Genomic DNA, 18,162 nt, shown 5'->3' with positions numbered 1-18,162 from the left:
AAATTATATGATAATGATTCGCATTAGTATTCAATTTACACTTGTTACACTCACCCCTGAGCAAATTGATTGGAGAAATGGCGTTTACGCGCTCGGCTGGAGCCGCAACTGGGAGGGCCTGGCGGCCAAAAACAAGGCCAGGGCCAGCAAGAAGGTCAGACCTTCAGCAATGGGAATGGCGTAGATAAACTGTCCGCCCGGCAGCAGCAGACTCATGCCCACCACCAGCGCAATTGGCAACACCAGTGATCTCGACAGCGCGATAACACTGGAGTGCAGCGCCTTCTCCACCGAGGTGAGATAAGCGCAGATCAGTACATTAAAGCCATTAAACAAAAATATGGGCCAGATCATGCCGACAAATTGCCGGGTGAGTCGCTCGGCCTGCTCGGCCCCCTCCTCCAGAAAAAAAGTCACAATCCCGCCCTGGAACACGTGCAAAAAAATCACCATTGCCACACTCAGCGAGGCAATACAAAGGCCGGCAATATTCATAAAGCCGACGACCCTGTGCATCAGACCGGCACCAAAGTTCTGTCCCAGCAGCACGTGCATGGCGTCGACAATGCCGTAGTAGACCATCAGACTGACGAAAATCAGGTAGTTCACCACACTAAAGGCCGCAATGCCCTCTGCGCCACTGTGGCGATTGATAATCCAGTGAAACACCAGAATCACAATGCCGATGGAAATTTCATTGATAAACTCGGAAAAGCCGTTAAAGGCGCTAAACGCCAACTGCCGCCAATCCATGCGGGGCCAGACAAAGTGGAGCTGATTATTGCCGGAGCGAAAATACCTCAGCAAATACAGCAACTGGACCGTTTGTGAGCTCAGGGTTGCCAGCGCCGCCCCCTGAATTCCCCACTCAAAAACATAAATAAACAGCGCGTCCAGCACAATGTTCAGGCCCGCGCCCAACAACAGGGCCTGCATCCCCACCTCGGGATGGTTGTCGGCGCGAATAAAGTAATACAGCACCAAACCACATAGCTGCACCACCATGGCCACGCAGAGAATAGTGAAATATTCCCCCATCAACGGGAACAGGCTGGCATCCCCCCCCAGCCCGGCAAACAAGGCGTCACGAAACCACAGCGCGACGGGAATCACCGCAAGATTCAGTGCCAACACCACCAGCAACACCTGGCTGAATACCTGAGAGGCCGCCGCGTGCTCCTGCTTGCCAATACAGATACTGGCCTTGACCGAACCGCCGACGGCCAGCATCAACGCAATGCCAAACAGCAGCGAAAAATACGGCATCAGCAGATTGACCGCCGCCAGCGCATCGGTGCCCAGAAAGTTGCCAACAAAGAAGCCGTCAACCACGCTCGCGGTAGAGATTGCCAGCAAGCTCAGGGTGGATGGGATCACGTAGCGAAAAAATGTCGGTATGACAGCCCCCTGATCAGGGCCCTTGACCGGCTCGGAACTCATAAAGACTCTCTCAAAATTGCCGGGTTAATCGTAAGCTGGCGCCGGCCTTCCAGGGCATTCATGTTGACCAGCGCCGCTGGCATCAAACGATGCTGCTCTATGTCACAGGGCACGGTCTCGCCCTCATTGGCCAGCACCAGCGCCACCTGATAATCGGCTTGTGGGCGCAGCAGCCAGAGACGGTGGGCGGCCAGGCCGGGTGCGGGGTCAGCACATCGCACCACGCCCCCCGGATCATCAAAGGCAAAACTGCAGCGGCGCAAAGGCAGACGCAGCCCCAGGCCCTGAGCCTTGAGAAAGGCCTCCTTCAAAGTCCACAACTCGACCACTCGCTGCTGTTGCCGCGCCTGGGGCAGCTGCTGCAGCGCCGCGTGCTCCGCCGCACTAAAGTAATGCCGGGCCAGCTGTTCGGTCAGCGCCGGGTTGTGATCCCACTCCACATCGACCCCCACCGGGCCGCAAAAACTGACCGCCAGTACCGTCAGCCCGCGACTGTGGGACAGATTAAACTGCGGACACGGCGATAGCGGCGCGGGCGCCAGCGCAGGCTTGCCGTGCTCGTCTGCGGAAACAACCCAATCAGCGGGCGCCACCCCCGGCGCGTAGTACGACAACACGGCCCGCAGCAATACGCGCCCGCGCAAATACTGTCTCTGCCGCGGCGGATCGCCATAGCCCGCATGGCGCACTTGCTCTTCCTCACCAAGCCAATGGCGATAGGCTTCCAGTTCAGCGTCGTCAGGGAGGCACCACAGCGCCAACTTGCCCCTCATTGCAGATACACCATCAATAACAGGCTGACCGCACTCTCATCCGTGTCGAGCCCGGCAATATTCTTCAGCCCGTATTTGTTGTGCCACCAGGAGTACTCAATACCGGCTTCGATAGATCGCGGCGGCAAGCCCCACCAGCGGCCCACGTCCATTCGCAGCTGGGGATTAAACCGAAAACTGGCCGCCTTATCCGCCTCGGCAGAAGACCAATCCGCCAGACCGTCGATAATCAGCACCTGATTGCCCAGCTCGAATACCCGGCCGTAGACCAACTCCAAACGCACATCTGCCTGACCGTATTCATTGTCGGCATAAAAAACATTGGTCTGAAAATAATCCAGACCGGGAACCGCAATATCCAGGCCGAGGCCATACAGATGGTTATTAAAATCATAGTCCGGCGCCCGGCCCAGCTCTTCAGTGAATGCCAGATGCACATCACTTACCGGACCAACACTCAGCTTGCGCCCGCTGAGATTGCCCAGACTCAAGCGCCCCACCAGCTCCATGTAAGATTCTTCATAGTCCCGGTTATCCCGCAGGTGCTCCAGTAGCACAAACACCATGCCCCGGTGATCGCTGCTCAGGTGTTCGAGGCGGTAATTCCAAACAGCCTCGTCCGACACCACTTCGGCCTTGCCATGCAGCACACTCAGCGCCGTGCTGGACCAGGCTTGTGAGGCCGCATCCTCAAGCTCCTCAGCCCCTGCGCCCGGCGACAACAGCAGCCAGGGCAGGCAAGCAGCAGCCAAGGCCGGGCCGCATCTATGGCGGCCACCAAAATACAACAATGGCATCACAGCAGGTCGAAGTCGGGCTCTTCAACCACCGTCCAGGGCAGGCCGTGCTCGTTCATGTCCACCATAAAGGGGTCGGGGTCCAACTGCTCCATATTCCACACCCCCGCCTGCATCCACTTGCCCTCCATCATCATTTTGGCGCCGATCATGGCTGGCACCCCGGTGGTGTAGGAGATGGCCTGGGACTGCACTTCTCGGTAGCAGTCCTGGTGGTCCTTAATATTGTAGAGATAGACCCGCCGCGCTTTGCCATTTTTAACCCCGCTCACCACGCAGCCAATACAGGTCTTGCCCTGGGTTCGCGGCCCCAGGGTGGAGGGATCGGGAAGCAGTTTTTTCAGAAACTGAATGGGGACAATGTCCACACCGTTGAATTCCACCGGTGCGATGCCCGTCATGCCCACATTGCCCAGCACCTCCAGATGCTTGAGATAACTGTCGCCAAAGCTCATCCAGAACTGGGCCTTTTTCAAGCTGGGGAAGTGGGTGGTGAGGGACTCCAGCTCTTCGTGGTACATGCGGTAAATATTATAGGTGCCCACCCCTTCAGGGCAGGAAAAGGACTGCTTCAGAGACATGGCTGGCGTGGTAACAAAGCCGCCGTTCTCCCAGTGACGGCACTCGGCGGTGACTTCCCGAATATTGATTTCAGGATTGAAATTGGTGGCAAAGGGATAGCCGTGGTCGCCACCGTTAACATCAATAATGTCGAGGCCGTGAATCTCATCAAAATAGTGCTTGGCGAGATAAGCGGTAAACATGTTGGTGGCACCGGGATCAAAGCCCGAGCCCAGCAGTGCCATCAAACCGGCCTGCTGGAATTTTTCTTGGTAGGCCCACTGCCATTTGTACTCAAACTTTGCGGTATCCAGAGGCTCATAATTGGCGGTATCCAGATAGTGCACCCCCGCCTCCAGACAGGCATCCATAATGCTGAGATCCTGATAAGGCAGTGCAACATTGATCACCATAAAGGGCTGCTCGCGCCGCAGCAGCGCCACCAGCTCGGGCACCACATCGGCGTCTACCTGGGCGGTAGCGATATCCACCCCCAGACTCGTTTTTATCTGCGCAGCAATGGCCTGGCATTTGGACAGGGTACGACTGGCCAGAACGATCTCAGCAAATACCTGGGGCAACTGGGCGCATTTGTGGGCGACCACCTGACCAACGCCACCGGCACCAATAATCACAACTTTTTTCACAACACGATCCTATATTTTCCTGACAGATTTCTTGATCACAGCAAGACCGGTGCAGCCTCTGCCCGGCCCTCGGCGACCGCAGTCGCACTGCTTAACAGGGATTGATGCTCTTTTTCGTAGTAGGTATAGCCCCGCAGGCTGGCATCAAAGGTATTGAGCATTTCCTGGCGCTCTCGGGCGCTGATGCGGCCGCTCTTCACCGCGGCCTCCACCCGATTGCGGTAGCGCAGTTTCAGATCCCAGGTTTGGTATTCCACGTAACCCAGCACATCGGCGATGGTGTCGCCCTGGATCTCCTTTACAAATTCAAAGCTGGAATCCTCGTTCAGACGAATGCTCACCACATTGGTATCGCCGAACAGGTTGTGCAGATCGCCCAGGGTTTCCTGGTATGCCCCGACCAGAAACACCCCCAGGTAATATTCCTCACCGCTATTCAGCGAGTGCACCGGCAGCGTGCTTTCAAAGCCGTGGTCAGACACGAAGCGATCAATCTTGCCATCGCAGTCGCAGGTAATGTCCGCCAGCACCGTACGCCGATCCGGGTACTCGTCCAGGCGCTGCACGGGCATCACGGGAAACAGCTGGTCAATGGCCCAGCTGTCTGGCAAAGACTGAAACAAACTGAAATTGCCGTAGTAAATATCCGCCAGTGAGGCCTCCAGGTTCTCCAGGTCACTGGGCACCTGCTCCATGCCTGCCAGCACTTCTTTGATCTGGCTGAGCACTTCCAGAAACAGGTTCTCTGCCACCGCCCGCATACGCAGACCAATCTGGCCGCGCTTGAACAGCTCCCGGACCTCGTCCCGATAAAAGTGCGCATCGTTGTAGCATTCCTGCACCCGCTTGGGTTGCAGGTAATCCTGAATGTCGCGCATATTGCGGATCAACTCGTGCTCGCCTTCCGCAGGCGCCGCAATGGGCAAGGCCTCAAAGCGGGCAACATCCACCACGTTGAACAGCAGCACCGACGAGTAGGCCACCGTGGCACGGCCCGACTCGGTAACAATGGTGGGGTGATCCAGACCATAACCGTCGAGGGTGGCCATGATGGTATCCACCACGTCCTCGCAGTATTCCTGCAGGGAATAATTTCGGCTTTGGCCATCCTGGGAATGCGCCCCGGTGTAGTCCACCGCCAACCCACCGCCCAGATCGATATAACCCATGGCCGCGCCTTCCCGGCACAGGTCTGCATAATAACGGCAGGCCTCCGACACCCCGCCCCGCACATCGCGGATATTGGGAATTTGGGAGCCGAGGTGGCAGTGCAGCATCTGCAGGCAATCCAGCATTTTGTTCGCCCGCAGCGTATCGACCACCTGAATAATCTGACTGGCCGACAAGCCAAATACGCTGCGATCACCGCTGGTGGCATTCCAGTAGCCGCCGATGGTGGAGATCACCTTGGCACGAATGCCAATAAAAGGCGCGATACCCAGGGCCTTGCTGCGCTCGATGATAATTGGCAGTTCCGCTGGACTTTCAATCACCAGAAAGCAGCGGATACCCAGCTTGACCGCCTGCAAACTCAGGTCGATAAACTCCTGGTCTTTGTAACCATTGCAAATCAACAGGCCCTCCCCCTGGGCCATGGACGACAGCGCGGCAATCATTTCGGGCTTGCTGCCCACTTCAAAACCATGCCCGTACTGGGCACCAAACTGGGCAACTTCCTCAACGATTTGCGCCTGCTGGTTGACCTTAATGGGGAAGACCCCCTGATAGCCGCCCCGATACTCCGCGCGGCCAATGGCGGCACGAAAGCTCTCATTGAGCTGGCGAATACTTTGATCAATGATATTTTCGATGCGCAGCAGCACCGGCATCTGTAACTCCCGATCCCGCAGGCCGCCAATCACATCAAGCAGCGACAGGGGCGGCGCCGCTTTGTTAAGGGGGTTAAGCACCACCACTTCGCCCCGTTCATTGACATCGAAATAGCCGTTTCCCCACCCGTTGATGCCATACCGCGCTTTGGCGGCGAGAACATTCCAATCACCGTACTGGGCTGCTGTCATCACCTACTCTACTCACTTCAATCCAATCCGATTGAGGCCAACACCCTGCGGCACGGCCCCGACACCATCGTCATCATTACTCAAATGATAATGCTTATCATCCACATTATCATTTGGCGCAATTATGATCTCAATGTCTATGCAAAGTGCAGTAGATTTACATTTGTTACGGTCGCCCCAAAAAACCTCCGGAATGCCTACGCCGTGAGGGACACGCAAAAACCGGAACGAGGGCCAGATGGTGACGCGCCCCCAATCCCGATAGCAGGACCGATTGCGCACTCAAACAATAATGATTATCATCTTCACCCAAAATCGAAGGTAATTGTTTTCCACCGCATGAAGCAGGCCCGCTATCACTGGATAGCACGCGTTTTGATGGCCTCACTATTGGCCTACATTGTCGCCCTTAGCGCTGCCCTTCTGCTTAGCCAGACACTGATACAGTTGTTACATCTCCCCCTGGGAGACAGCGTCCTAATAGGCGCCATGGCTGGACTGGCTGTTTTTATCGGCACCAGCCTGTGGTGTTTTGCCACCCCCAACGCCGCTCACCTGACGTGGATTCTGGTTGCAATCTGCCTGACCAATGCCGGGCTGACCCAGGCACTTGGCTTTAGCTGGGGCGGCGCATGAGTCAGCGCATTCGACAACGACTCGCTCCGGTTCACAGCTGGCTGGGATTGCTGTTGAGCTGGCTTATGTACTTTATTGTGCTCACCGGCACGGCAGGTTACTTCGATGCTGAACTGGACCACTGGATGCGCCCGGAAGCCCCTACCTACCACACAGCTGAATCCGCGCCCCCCGCTGGTGGGGGGCCAAAAGACAGCGCCACCGCGGCATGGCTCAATATGGCAACCATGCAACTTGAACAGCACGCTGGCGCAGCGACCTACTGGAGCATCGATTTCCCCCTGGCCCGCTACCCCTTTCTCAGCATTTCCTGGGAGCATCCAGAGCAGGGTATGAAAACCGCCTGGCTGGACCCCAATAGCGGCGAAGTGCTACCGGTTAGAGACACCGCTGGCAGTCAGACCCTCTACCGGATGCACTGGCGCCTGCACTACCTTCCCGAAACCCTGGCCTACTGGTTGGTTGGCATCTGCGCTGCGGTGATGTGCCTGGCCACCCTCAGTGGGGTAATCATCCATCGGCGTATTTTCGCTGACTTTTTCACCTTCAGGCCCGGCAAGAAACTGCGCAGCTGGCTGGATGTTCACAACCTGCTCAGCGTCACCACGCTGCCTTTTCAATTAATGATCAGCTACAGCGCCCTGGCATTTTTTGCCTTTACCTACCTGCCTACGTTGATCCCCGCGTTTTACGGTAGCGATGCCGCGGCCAGCGAACGCCTGTATCACGATGTATTTAACGAAATGCCCCACACCCACCCCAGCGGGCAATCTGCGCAACCCACTCCGCTCGACCGTCCGCTGGCCCACGCCCAGGCCCACTGGGGGGCCAATCAGATTCGCTATATCAGCATCGACAACCGGGGCGATGCTCAGGCACGCATCACCATTGCGCCCGTTGAGGGACGGGACATCAAGGCCGACAGCCCCCTGATCTACAACGGCATGACGGGAGCCTGGATACCACCGGCAAACACCTCCAGTCGCACCGGCCTGAACGCCTACCACTGGCTGACAGGCCTGCACGAGGGACTGTTTGCCTCACTCCCCCTGCGCTGGCTCTACGCCTTGTCGGGATTGATTTTGGCCGGCATCATCGCCACCGGCTGCATCCTGTGGGAACAAAAGCGCCAGCGAAACCTGCCGCCAACCCGGGGCCTTCGCCTGGTAAAAGGCATGAATGCGGGCACGTTGATGGGCCTGCCTGCCGCCATTGCGTGTTATTTTCTGGCCAATCGCCTGCTTCCCACCCATCTGGCAGGCCGCGCAGAGCTGGAAGTTAACTGCTTATTTGCCGCCTGGGCCGCCCTGACCCTGCACGGGTTCGTGCGCCCCGCCCAACGGGTTTGGCAGGAGCAGTGTTTTATCGCCGCGACCCTCTATGGCCTGCTGCCGCTGATCAACGCCCTGACTACCGACCGCGGCCTGGTATCCAGTGTTGCAGCAGGGGACTGGACCTTTGTCGGCACCGACCTCTTTTTTCTTGCGGTTGCAATGGGCGCCGCCTTCACCGGCAAACACCTGCGCACATCCGCCGCGGGACAACGCCGAGCCAAGCTATTTGGTCAACGTAAACACACCGCCGCCACACCCCAGGGGAACAACTCGTGGCGCTGATTATCGCGCTGCTCACCAGCGGTTTGAGCGCGCTGTGCTGCGCTCAGTCCCGACACGCAAAACGGGTTCTGCCCTGGGTTCTCGTTCCCACTAGCAGGCGAGTCTTATTGTTGTTACTGGGCTGGACGGCTCTGGGCCTGGCGCTGTGGATCGCCATCGAACGCGCTGGCGCCACGCTGGGCACGGTGTGGATTCTGGCCCTGCTACCGGTGATCACCACCGGCATCACCCTAACCATCAACCACTTGCCACGGGTGATGCCGTGCTTGATGGGATTGCCGTTCGTGGCCTGGATGGCCGATCTTGTGTACAGGAGCTTTTAGCGGTGCCCACCAGCAAAGCCAATACTCATATCCTTATTATTGAGGACGACGTTAGCCTTAGCGAACAACTGGGCGATCGACTGCGCGAGCACACCTATGAAGTCAGCCAGTGCTACGACGGCGAAAGCGGCCTGTCAGAAGCCATTCGAGCCCAGCATCAGTTGATACTGCTGGATGTCATGCTTCCCAAAAGAGATGGCTACTCCGTGTTGAACATTCTGCGCAAAACCTGCAACACCCCGGTGATTATGCTCACCGCACGGGGCGCAGAAGAGGAGCGTATTCGCGGCTTTACCGAAGGCGCCGACGACTACCTGGCCAAACCGTTCAGTACCACCGAGCTGCTGTTGCGCATCGAAGCCCTGCTTCGCCGCTGTCAGCCCAGCCCCAGCTTCAGCGAACCGCGCCTGTTAGGCCTGGACAACCTGCAACTGGACAAGCAGCGGCAACGGGTCGCCATTAACAACATCGAACTGGAATTGACTCCCATTCAGTTCAAACTTTTGTGGACCTTATTGGCCCAGCGCGGCGAAGTGCTCAGTAAGGCCTACCTCTACCAGACCGTACTCAACCGCACCTTCAGTGCGTATGACCGCAGCCTGGATATGCACCTGAGCAGAGTCAGGCGAAAGCTGACCGAAGCAGGCTGGCGCGGAGAACGCCTGGAAACCGTGCATGGCAAAGGCTACCTGTTGTCATGAAGTGGGGGTTGTCATGAAGCAGGGGTTGTCATGAAGCGGGTGTTGTCGTGAAGCGAGTGCTGTCATGAAGCGGGTGCTGTCATGAACCGGCGGCTGCTGTGGAAGCTGTGCCTGATTATCGCCACCGGCACCGTCGCGCTGTTTTACGCCATTAGCATCCTGAACTCCCGCGCCGAAGACGGCATGAGCTTTCTGGCTGATGAGGATCGGCATCAGCTTACCCAGTGGGGGCGCGAGGCCGAACAACTGTATCTCAAGGGCGACGAAGCGGCGCTGAAAACCTGGCTGGACAGGCTCAAGGCAGAAGAAGACACCTGGGCGGCGATGATTCAATCAGCAGTGGTGGGCGTTGCCGGCAGCGAGTTGAACGACCGGTTTTATGAAGGGTACTGGTTTGGCCGCAGCGTCGACTGGAAAATCCACCTCCATTTCGAATACAACCCCATTATGGAGGTCACCTTCAAGCACGATCGCCACCTTCACTTTCTCATCGTTCTGCCCGAGCGAATGCGGCCCGGGCTATACCGGGGCTACGCCAGCGCCGCGCTGCAAGTCCTTCTGCCCATGATATTGCTAACCCTGCTTTCCATCGTGCTTTACCGGCACATCATGTCGCCTCTGCGTCAGCTGGAGCAGGCCACCCGCCATTTCAGCGAGGGCCGCTTTAACGTGCGCGTGCGGGAAAAGCTCGGCAACCGCAGTGATGAGATGTCGGAACTGGCCAACACCTTTGACCAAATGGCCGCCCGCATCGGCGAGCTAATTATCAGTCAGCGCCAGCTTATCGCCGACCTGTCCCACGAATTGCGCACGCCGCTGACCCGGCTGGACATGGCCATCGAACGACTCCAGCCCGATGGCGACAATGCCGACAACATCGCTCGCATCAGTCGGGAGTCGCAACATATCCGCCGGCTGGTGGTAGACACCCTCACGCTGGCGTGGCTGGAAAATGAACGGCCCACCCTGAAGCAAGAATCGCTGGATCTGGTCGATTTGCTGGACGTGCTGGCAGAGGATGCCCGTTTTGAATTTCCAGATCGCCAGCTCCTTATGCAATTGCCAGATCAGGCCCCCATCGACAACAGCAACCACCGCGCCCTGGGTCAGGCACTGGAAAACATCGTCCGCAACGCCCTGCGCTATACCCCGGCGGGAGACACCGTCACCGTTGCCCTGTCTGCAAGCGACACCCACTACACCATTAGCATCAGCGATCGAGGGCCGGGAGTACCCGAGCAAAGTCTGGATACGATTTTTCAGCCCTTTTATCGGGTCGACGCCTCCCGCCACGCCGACACCAGCGGCTTCGGTCTAGGACTGGCACTGGCGCGCCGGCAGGTGGAAGCCATCGGCGGCAGTCTGGTCGCCACCAACCTGACCCGGGGCGGACTACAAATGACGGTGACCTTGCCTCATCAGTAACGACAACTACTCCGCTCCCACCCTCCCGCCAAATGTAACAATTGCAAAGTCCCTTTTTACCCAAACACAAATGAGTATAATTCTCATTTATTTTATCTAACGAAAAGGGTATGAACCACATGAGGATACTAGGCAAAACCACGCCACTGGCGGCAATGATCGCGGCAGCCAGTAGCCTGTCCGCACTGGCCAACGAGCCAGCGGCCAAAGAGAGCCCCAAGCAGCTGGAGACCATGATTGTGGTGGGTGAAGCCACCAACGCGCTGATTACCGCCGAAGAGCTGGAAAACTTTCAGGCCAATGACCTGGGCGATGTTTTCATGAAAGACCCTTCCATTTCGGTAGGCGGCTCAGTGGGTGTGGCCCAAAAAATTTACATCCGCGGCCTGGAAGATGCCTTTATTAATGTCACCGTGGACGGCGCCCCGCAGACCTCTACCCTGTACCACCACATTGGCCGCGTCACCATTGACCCTGCCCTGCTCAAAGAAGTGGACGTTCAGGCCGGTGCCGGTGAAGCTACCGCAGGCTTTGGGGCCATTGGCGGCGCCATTCGCTTTAAAACCAAATCTGCAAACGACCTTCTCGCAGCTGGCGAAAAATTTGGCGGCAAGGTCAAAGTCAGCAACTTCAGCAACGACGGCGAGCAATACAGCCTGAGCCTGTACGGTCGCCTCACCGACGACTGGGGCTTGGTGGGTTACTACAACAATCTGGAGCGCAACGTCGCTAAAGACGGCGATAACAATGATATTCACGGTTCAGGCGCCGACCAGACCCTGGGCTTTATTAAGCTCAGCGGCAACATCAGCGACAATCAAAGCCTGTCCATCAGTTATGAAGATAGAGATGAAGATGGCAGATTCACTGCCCGCCCCAACTGGGTTTACGTGCCCGGAAGAAACGATCTGTTCGACAGCGAAGCCAAACGGGAAACCCTGACCGCCAACTACGGGCTGTTCCTGAATGAGGCCATCAACCTGGAAGTGACTGCCTACGACACTGAATCAGCCTTCCGGGGCGGTCGCTTTGACTTTCTGGCCACCATCGAAAGCTACGGCTTTGATATCCGCAACACCAGCCGCTTGGGCATTCACCGTTTCACTTACGGGGTGGAATACCGGGACGATCAGGTGGAAAGCGGCTACGCCATTCCTCAGCCTGAAGAAGATCATGGCGAAAATGGTGACGTCCTCGGCATTTATGCCCAGGCACACTCGCAAGTGACCCCCCAGCTCTTGCTGAGCTACGGCTTGCGCTACGACAAGTATGACTACCAGCAGGAAATCCGCCTGCCGGACTACTACGGTGACCCCATCACCGACGAAGCCATTGCCATAGACAGCTCCGAAGTCAGCATCAACGCCGGCTTGCTGTACGACATAAACGACGCCTGGACCTTTGGCCTGGGCTACGCCGAAGCCTCTCGCGGCAAAGAAATCGGCGACGGTTTCACCCTTGACGCCTACCTGTATGACCGCAGCAGCGAGCCGATGATTGACCCTAATCTGAAGCCTGAAAAAGTGGCCAACATCGAATCGTCGCTGCGCTACCGGGTGGGCAGTCTGGATGCTCGCCTGGCGGTATTCCAATCAGAAATTGACGACACCATCCTAGAACACGACGTGGACAGCGCCCGCTTCGAGAATATCGGCACAGTGAAAAGTCGTGGCCTGGAACTGGATATCGCCTACTTGTGGAACGACTTTGAGTTCTATGCGGGTTTCGCCACGGTAGACTCCGAACTGGAACCCGCTGCAGGCCTGTACGCAGCCAACTACAGCGCGGTTGACCTTAGCGGCTACGAGTTTGACGGCCTGGGTAACTCTCGCGGTGACACCTGGAACCTGGGCGTGGAATACCGGCCAATGGCCAACCTGAAATTTGGCGCCAACCTTACCTACGTAGAAGAGCTCAATATCAAAACCCTGTACCAGGACCTCGACAAAGACTACGTCGACGAACTATACAACCTGGAAAAGCCCTCCTACTCCACCGTCGATCTCTTTGCCCAGTGGATGCCTACCGATGCACTGACCATCAACCTGTCGATTATCAATGCCTTTGATAAACTCTACCGGGATCACTCCAGTGTTGGAGATTATTCTGAGGTACCTGGCTACGGCATGGTAGTAGGCCACTATGAACCAGGTAGAGACATTCGTCTGTCCGTCACCTATCAGTTCTAAACTGAAGCAAACGTGAGCACGCGCCCGCGTGCTCACTGTTCTGCTGCCTTCGTGACGACAACTACCAATCACACTCTCAAAGCGTTTCCGCCCCTCATTGTCCAGCGGGCTACTTATCACTGAGTCAGGAAATGCAAATCGACGAGCCGAAGTTAACTCATTGCTAGGCGATTCGTTTTCACCCAAAAGGCGTAGCGTTAGCCACCGCCTCTTTGAGTGACTTAAAGGCATCACGTATCAATTCATGGACTTTGTCCGACTGGTGCACGGCATCCCACATCAGGCAGAAGGAAAAATGGATAGGCGGATTAATCGGCCCCAGTATTTGCCCATCAAATCTGCCCGCCAGTTTTTCCGCTAATCGATTTGGTAGTATCACTACCGCATCGCACTCATCTGCCAACATCGGTAGCAGCGAGAATTGCTGTACCTGAAGCACCCGCTTGCGGTTCATTTCCATCACTGACAGGGCGCGCCGGGTTTGCTGGGAGGACCGCTCTTCACCCAGGTTGTAAGTGATGAAGCGCATCGATTCCAAGGCTTGCTCAGAGACATTCTGCTCATCCGCCAGTGGATGATTCGCGCCAACGTAATAAACCATTTGGTCATCAAACAGCGGCGTGTACTTATAGTCTTGAAACGCGGGAGAGTTACAGATTGCATCTGGCACCAGGTAAAAATCCAGCTCATTCTCCCGATTGATCAGCCGGCGACTCTCCGACACGTCCACAAACTGCACGGTAATGCCTGGTGCCAGTTCTTTGAGCTTGTTGTAAAGCGGGCCCGCAAGCATCGCCGTACCGTAGTCGGTACACCCCACCAGAAAGTGTCGCTTTACGTCCTGGGGTTCAATGACATCGGAGCCCCACAGTTGATCCACTGCAGCAAAAATATCTTCCAGGGGCTCCACCAAGCTCCGACCTTTTGCGGTGATCTCCATCTTATTACCGATCCTCACCAACAGCGGGTCGCCAAACTCGTCCCGCAATTGCTTGAGGGCCGAGCTGAGGGTGGGTTGCGATAAGCCCAAAATTTCTGCCGCCCTGGACAGGTTTGGCTCGCGCAGCAGCACGGCCAGTATCCGCAACTGATTGAGGTTGGTTTTTTTATTCATTGTTGTTTTTAGTCACTGATTGTCCATCATCCCTGCGGCGCGCAGAACGGCGCGTCGCTACCACGGGTTTACCGGTGAGAAGCACAGCTCTGACTTACAGGGCCGTCATGCCACCATCAATCAGCATATCAGCACCAGTAACAAAACGAGACTCATCACTGGCCAAATATAAAGCCAGGTTGGCCACCTCTTCTACCTCGCCTAAGCGCCCGGCAGGGGTGTGGGCTTTGGCTGCCGCGACGATGTTCTCGTCAATATGGGCAATCAGCGGCGTGGCGATGACACCCGGGCAGATAGCATTGACCCGAATGCCGTGACGGCCATACTCCGCGGCCGCGGTCTTGGTCATCATTCTCACCGCCCCCTTGGAAGCGCAGTAGCCAACCATGCCGGGGAAGGCAATCATCCCTGCCGCCGAGGCGATATTGATAATCGAGCCACCACCCCCGGCAATCATCAGGGGCAAAGCATAACGCATCCCCAAAAACACACCCCGGCAATTCACCGCCAGTAGGTTATCAAACTCCGCCTGATCGGTATCGGCAGTCGGCACCAAGCGGCCCTCAATCCCGGCGTTGTTGCACAGTATATTGACCGCGCCGAAGGTCTCCATCGCGGCCGCCATCATCGCTTCAACCTGATCCGCTTCGCGCACATCCACCTGAAAAGGCAGACAGCCCTCGCCCAGCTCTGCCGCCAGGGCATTCTGCCCCCCGGAGATATCGGCCGCGACGACCCGGGCTCCCTGACCATGAAAACAGCGCAAAATTGCTTCGCCAATGCCTGATGCAGCACCGGTCACCACAGCAACCTTACCCGCCAATCTATTCTGCATAATGTTACTCCCCACGATGCTGAGCTGACGCCATCAAGCGCTCGAGCTTGGGCATGATCTCGATCACCCGAGCGGTATTTAAAAATTCCCTTACTTCGTCAATGAGCCCACCCTTAAACAACATCAGAAAGTGGTATTCATTATCGACAGGACTACCGTCGATCAGCTCGGAGGAGGACCGGCAGTAAATCGCCACCCGATTTTCCTCCGCCGTCACGTGCTCTATCCTGAAACGTGGCGGATACTTATACAAACCAAATACCCGGCCCATGGCAGAAACCAAATCGGCAATGGCGTAGTCCCCACTCAGCGGGCAACCCTCAACGACCCGCCAGCGGGCATCATCGGTAAAGTAAGAGCGGATATCGATTCCACTTTCGATGGCCGATAAAAGCGCGACGGCCTGCTGCTTATTGTGTTCAATGCTCAACGTTCAACCTCCCTGATTTTATTATTCAGTCTGACCCGGGAACTGCCTACTCACCGATGTGTGCAACACACAGCATCAAGTCAGGGGCGGTATGAGAAATCGTCGGTATCGACGAATTAAAGTGGCCATTGGCCAAAAGGCAAGGCGATTACCGCTATTGGAGAATTTTAGTGCGCTCAGGCGCGAGCGAGGGCCATAATCCAAATCAAAAAGGCCCTATCCATGACTGCACATCCTCACGTTGCCATTGTTGGCGCGGGCCCGGCCGGCTTGGCCTGCGCTTACAAACTGCAGCAGCGCGGCATTTCCACAGCGGTGTTCGAACAGGGAGAGGCACCCGGCGGACGCACTCGCTCAATTCATCAACAGGGGTACACCTTTGATCTCGGCGCCGCCACCCTGGCCAGCAGTTACCACCAAACCCTGGCACTGCTGAAAGAGGTTGGTGCCGACCACTTGCTATCGCCCGGCTGCTCCACCATCGGCTTAGTCCGAGACGGCACACTGCACGAACTCGACCTGAAGCAACCTGCCAAGGCGGCACTGTCTCCCGCGCTGTCACTGTCAGCCAAACTGCGACTCCTCGGCCTGGCTCCAGAGTTAGCCCGCGCCTGGCGCCTGTCCGGCTTCGATGGCATGGCCCGATTAGCCAAGTTTGACAGTGAGAGCTGCCAACAATTTGTATCGCGGCGCTGCGGCAAAGAGATACTGGATTACCTCGCCGACCCGCTGATTCGCCTGAACATGTTCACCTCGGCCAAGGTGTCCTCACGGGTGGACCTGCTCTGGCTGATGCGAATATTTAGCAGTGCGGACATAATTCAAGTCGAAGGCGGAATGGGCGCGATCTGCCAGGCCATTGCCAAGTCCCTGAACATTCAGTACCACAGCGCGGTTGAGTCGGTCCGCCAGGACGGTAATCAAGTCACCCTGACCGTGGCGGGTTCCCAGCAGCGTTTCGACGCCTGTGTTGTGGCGGTGCCCGCGCCACAAGCCGCCGCGCTCACCCAGCAGACGCACTCTCCCCAATGGCAGTGGCTACAATCCCGGGAGCCGGTGACCAGTGTGAGCGTTCATCTCGGGCTGGCCCAACAGCCAGATAGTCGCGCCGGCTTTTGCCTGATACCCTCCTGCGAAAGCGAGGACGTGGTCGCCTTTATCTATGATCACAACAAAGCGGCCGATCGGGCACCGGCAAACAAGGGGTTGCTGTGTATTCACCTCAGCGCCGATTGGGCCTCTCGACACCGTCATCTCAGCGACGAACCCGTTGCCCATCTGGCCGCCCGAACCCTTTCGGCCCGGCTTCCCTCCCACTTAAATGTCTCGCCCGAGGATATTGAAACCTTCCATGTGCATTATTGGGATTATGTTGATCACCATCGGCCAGCGGGAACCTATCAAGCTTTAGCGCAAGTGGCAGATCACTTCAGCGAGGGACCAATCAAGTTTGCCGGCGAATTCATTTCTGCAGGCATCGAGGGAGCCATCATCAGCGGCCAGCGCTGTGCGGAGCAATTCATCAGGGACCTGGCTATTTGACCCAATTGCGATATCAGACCTTTCCTCCCGATAAGAAAGAGAGGCCTTCCAGGTTCACTGAATAAGCCAGATTAAAGGGCGCTGTGGCGCAGCGGCCCCAGACTGGAAAGGGGCTGAATACCCGGCGGCGCATTAATCACATCGGGAATGCGATTAAACAGGCTCGCTACAGACATAAAGGCGGAATCCTTTCTCTCCACCCGCACCGAACACTCCGGTTCGCCATCGACCTTCCAGGTCATATGCTCCACCTCACCGGGCGCAAACAGGCGCACTTCGATGTCGGCGCGGGCAGTGACACCTTCTTCGGTTTTCACCTCTGCCACAATCCGGGTACCCGCGCTCTCCCCTGCAGCCACCTCCCGGCCCAGGGCATTGCTGTAGATGGCGTGGTCTAGCAGCACAGGTTCACGTCGCTCACTGGTTTCGGTAACGGTATAGCCCAGCGCCGTCAAAACATGGTGCGGAATACTCGGGTAGAGCCCCCCCGCCGTGCCCGCCTGCTGGACCAGTTTTTCATTGAACTCAGCTTCACTAAAGCCAATACCCACCGCTTGGGCCAGGGCCTCTCCCCAGGCATCGCCATCGGTAATGCTCTGGTGATAGAGGGAGCGCAGCTCGGTGCAGGGGCCCGCCGCCATGATGCCGGACCAGATACGGGACAGATCCCAGATACCACCGCCAGTGAAGGTCAGGCCGCGCTCAGTGGCATAGGCGTTCAGTTCCTCCGCCACCTCGGCATTGGTCGCCAGAGGAAAGTAGGACTCGGTGCCGTGGCAAAGAATATTGCAGCCGGCGTCCAGGAGTTTTTTGTAGGCGGGCAAGTTGGTGGCCAGACGATCGGTGCTGGCAACAATGGCGATATCGGCATCCAACTGGCCAAAGCTGGCCTGCTCGCAATCCTGCACGAGCACCCCAAGGGGCTTGTCGAGTCCGGCGAGTTGGCCAATATCCTGACCGACTTTGTCACCCGCGCGATTAAAGGCGGCGACCACCGGCCAGCCTTTTTTGTCGGCCAGACGGACCACCGCCAGCCCCACTTTTCCCGTTCCGTAAATAAGCAGTTTCGGTGCCGGGTTTTTCGCGATGTTGTTCATGACTTGGCTCATAGC

At 57.1% G+C, this 18,162-nt stretch carries 16 protein-coding genes; 7 read left to right on the top strand and 9 right to left on the bottom strand.

Going from position 1 to position 18,162, the window contains the following annotated elements; genetic code table 11:
• Nucleotides 1–84 precede the first annotated feature (84 nt).
• From NCG89_RS14185 to speA, 5 genes are read right to left on the bottom strand one after another with little or no spacing between them, the layout of a single operon-like run.
• Complete coding sequence (locus NCG89_RS14185) at nt 85–1,440, bottom strand: MATE family efflux transporter (protein WP_251087215.1); 1,356 nt, start codon at nt 1,438–1,440, stop codon at nt 85–87.
• A complete protein-coding gene (locus NCG89_RS14180) occupies nt 1,437–2,213 on the bottom strand; it encodes a 4'-phosphopantetheinyl transferase family protein (protein WP_251087214.1) in 777 nt (258 codons plus the stop codon). The genes NCG89_RS14185 and NCG89_RS14180 overlap by 4 nt, the downstream gene beginning before the upstream one ends.
• Entirely contained in the window at nt 2,210–2,965 is a 756-nt protein-coding gene (locus tag NCG89_RS14175; protein WP_251087213.1) for an outer membrane protein OmpK, read from the bottom strand. Before NCG89_RS14175 ends, NCG89_RS14180 begins: the two co-directional genes overlap by 4 nt.
• A 44-nt stretch (nt 2,966–3,009) precedes the next feature.
• Nucleotides 3,010–4,218: a saccharopine dehydrogenase family protein gene (locus NCG89_RS14170; protein ID WP_251087212.1), complete on the bottom strand. Its 1,209-nt coding sequence runs from the start codon at nt 4,216–4,218 to the stop codon at nt 3,010–3,012.
• Nucleotides 4,219–4,253: 35 nt separating this feature from the next.
• Nucleotides 4,254–6,239 (bottom strand): biosynthetic arginine decarboxylase, encoded by a 1,986-nt coding sequence (speA, locus tag NCG89_RS14165; protein ID WP_251087211.1) that lies wholly within the window; start codon nt 6,237–6,239, stop codon nt 4,254–4,256.
• A gap of 378 nt (nt 6,240–6,617) precedes the next feature.
• On the opposite strand from speA, the gene NCG89_RS14160 reads away from it, so the two are divergent.
• The 6 genes from NCG89_RS14160 (at nt 6,618) to NCG89_RS14135 (ending at nt 13,129) form a co-directional block, all read left to right on the top strand.
• Nucleotides 6,618–6,875, top strand: a complete 258-nt coding sequence (locus NCG89_RS14160; RefSeq protein WP_251087210.1) for a hypothetical protein — start codon at nt 6,618–6,620, stop codon at nt 6,873–6,875.
• Nucleotides 6,872–8,491, top strand: coding sequence for a PepSY-associated TM helix domain-containing protein (locus NCG89_RS14155; RefSeq protein ID WP_251087209.1), 1,620 nt, complete (start codon nt 6,872–6,874; stop codon nt 8,489–8,491). Before NCG89_RS14160 ends, NCG89_RS14155 begins: the two co-directional genes overlap by 4 nt.
• The gene (locus NCG89_RS14150; RefSeq protein WP_251087208.1) at nt 8,482–8,814 is read left to right on the top strand and encodes a DUF3325 family protein; all 333 of its coding nucleotides are present in this window, start codon (nt 8,482–8,484) and stop codon (nt 8,812–8,814) included. The genes NCG89_RS14155 and NCG89_RS14150 overlap by 10 nt, the downstream gene beginning before the upstream one ends.
• A 2-nt stretch (nt 8,815–8,816) precedes the next feature.
• Nucleotides 8,817–9,515 (top strand): response regulator transcription factor, encoded by a 699-nt coding sequence (locus NCG89_RS14145; protein WP_251087207.1) that lies wholly within the window; start codon nt 8,817–8,819, stop codon nt 9,513–9,515.
• A gap of 81 nt (nt 9,516–9,596) precedes the next feature.
• Nucleotides 9,597–10,940, top strand: a complete 1,344-nt coding sequence (locus tag NCG89_RS14140) for a histidine kinase sensor domain-containing protein (protein ID WP_251087206.1) — start codon at nt 9,597–9,599, stop codon at nt 10,938–10,940.
• 110 nt (nt 10,941–11,050) lie between these two features.
• Complete coding sequence (locus NCG89_RS14135; RefSeq protein WP_251087205.1) at nt 11,051–13,129, top strand: TonB-dependent receptor plug domain-containing protein; 2,079 nt, start codon at nt 11,051–11,053, stop codon at nt 13,127–13,129.
• Between the two features lie 178 nt (nt 13,130–13,307).
• Here the strand turns inward: NCG89_RS14135 and NCG89_RS14130 are convergent, their stop codons facing one another.
• The 3 genes from NCG89_RS14130 to NCG89_RS14120 form a co-directional block, all read right to left on the bottom strand.
• A complete protein-coding gene (locus NCG89_RS14130; RefSeq protein WP_251087204.1) occupies nt 13,308–14,243 on the bottom strand; it encodes a LysR family transcriptional regulator in 936 nt (311 codons plus the stop codon).
• A 94-nt stretch (nt 14,244–14,337) separates the two neighbouring features.
• Nucleotides 14,338–15,078, bottom strand: a complete 741-nt coding sequence (locus NCG89_RS14125) for an SDR family NAD(P)-dependent oxidoreductase (RefSeq protein ID WP_251087203.1) — start codon at nt 15,076–15,078, stop codon at nt 14,338–14,340.
• A gap of 4 nt (nt 15,079–15,082) precedes the next feature.
• Entirely contained in the window at nt 15,083–15,508 is a 426-nt protein-coding gene (locus NCG89_RS14120; protein WP_251087202.1) for a nuclear transport factor 2 family protein, read from the bottom strand.
• Nucleotides 15,509–15,730: 222 nt separating this feature from the next.
• Between NCG89_RS14120 and NCG89_RS14115 the strand changes: the two genes are divergently transcribed.
• Entirely contained in the window at nt 15,731–17,050 is a 1,320-nt protein-coding gene (locus tag NCG89_RS14115) for a protoporphyrinogen/coproporphyrinogen oxidase (RefSeq protein ID WP_251087201.1), read from the top strand.
• Nucleotides 17,051–17,121: 71 nt separating this feature from the next.
• On the opposite strand, the gene NCG89_RS14110 is transcribed toward NCG89_RS14115, so the two are convergent.
• Nucleotides 17,122–18,159: a hypothetical protein gene (locus NCG89_RS14110; RefSeq protein ID WP_251087200.1), complete on the bottom strand. Its 1,038-nt coding sequence runs from the start codon at nt 18,157–18,159 to the stop codon at nt 17,122–17,124.
• Nucleotides 18,160–18,162 lie beyond the last annotated feature (3 nt).

This window comes from Spongiibacter taiwanensis (assembly GCF_023702635.1).
Taxonomy (GTDB): domain Bacteria; phylum Pseudomonadota; class Gammaproteobacteria; order Pseudomonadales; family Spongiibacteraceae; genus Spongiibacter; species Spongiibacter taiwanensis.
The sequence above is the reverse complement of the archived record's forward strand: the minus strand, read 5'-3'. Positions and strand labels throughout refer to the sequence as shown.

Bases quoted from the DNA above. Each gene is read 5' to 3' on its own strand.
- NCG89_RS14155 (WP_251087209.1), top strand. From the start codon at position 6,872: ATGAGTCAGCGCATTCGACAACGACTCGCTCCGGTTCACAGCTGGCTG.
- NCG89_RS14130 (WP_251087204.1), bottom strand. From the start codon at position 14,243: ATGAATAAAAAAACCAACCTCAATCAGTTGCGGATACTGGCCGTGCTG.
- speA (WP_251087211.1), bottom strand. From the start codon at position 6,239: ATGACAGCAGCCCAGTACGGTGATTGGAATGTTCTCGCCGCCAAAGCG.
- NCG89_RS14135 (WP_251087205.1), top strand. From the start codon at position 11,051: ATGAACCACATGAGGATACTAGGCAAAACCACGCCACTGGCGGCAATG.
- NCG89_RS14185 (WP_251087215.1), bottom strand. From the start codon at position 1,440: ATGAGTTCCGAGCCGGTCAAGGGCCCTGATCAGGGGGCTGTCATACCG.
- NCG89_RS14110 (WP_251087200.1), bottom strand. From the start codon at position 18,159: ATGAGCCAAGTCATGAACAACATCGCGAAAAACCCGGCACCGAAACTG.
- NCG89_RS14125 (WP_251087203.1), bottom strand. From the start codon at position 15,078: ATGCAGAATAGATTGGCGGGTAAGGTTGCTGTGGTGACCGGTGCTGCA.
- NCG89_RS14140 (WP_251087206.1), top strand. From the start codon at position 9,597: ATGAACCGGCGGCTGCTGTGGAAGCTGTGCCTGATTATCGCCACCGGC.
- NCG89_RS14180 (WP_251087214.1), bottom strand. From the start codon at position 2,213: ATGAGGGGCAAGTTGGCGCTGTGGTGCCTCCCTGACGACGCTGAACTG.
- NCG89_RS14160 (WP_251087210.1), top strand. From the start codon at position 6,618: ATGGCCTCACTATTGGCCTACATTGTCGCCCTTAGCGCTGCCCTTCTG.
- NCG89_RS14115 (WP_251087201.1), top strand. From the start codon at position 15,731: ATGACTGCACATCCTCACGTTGCCATTGTTGGCGCGGGCCCGGCCGGC.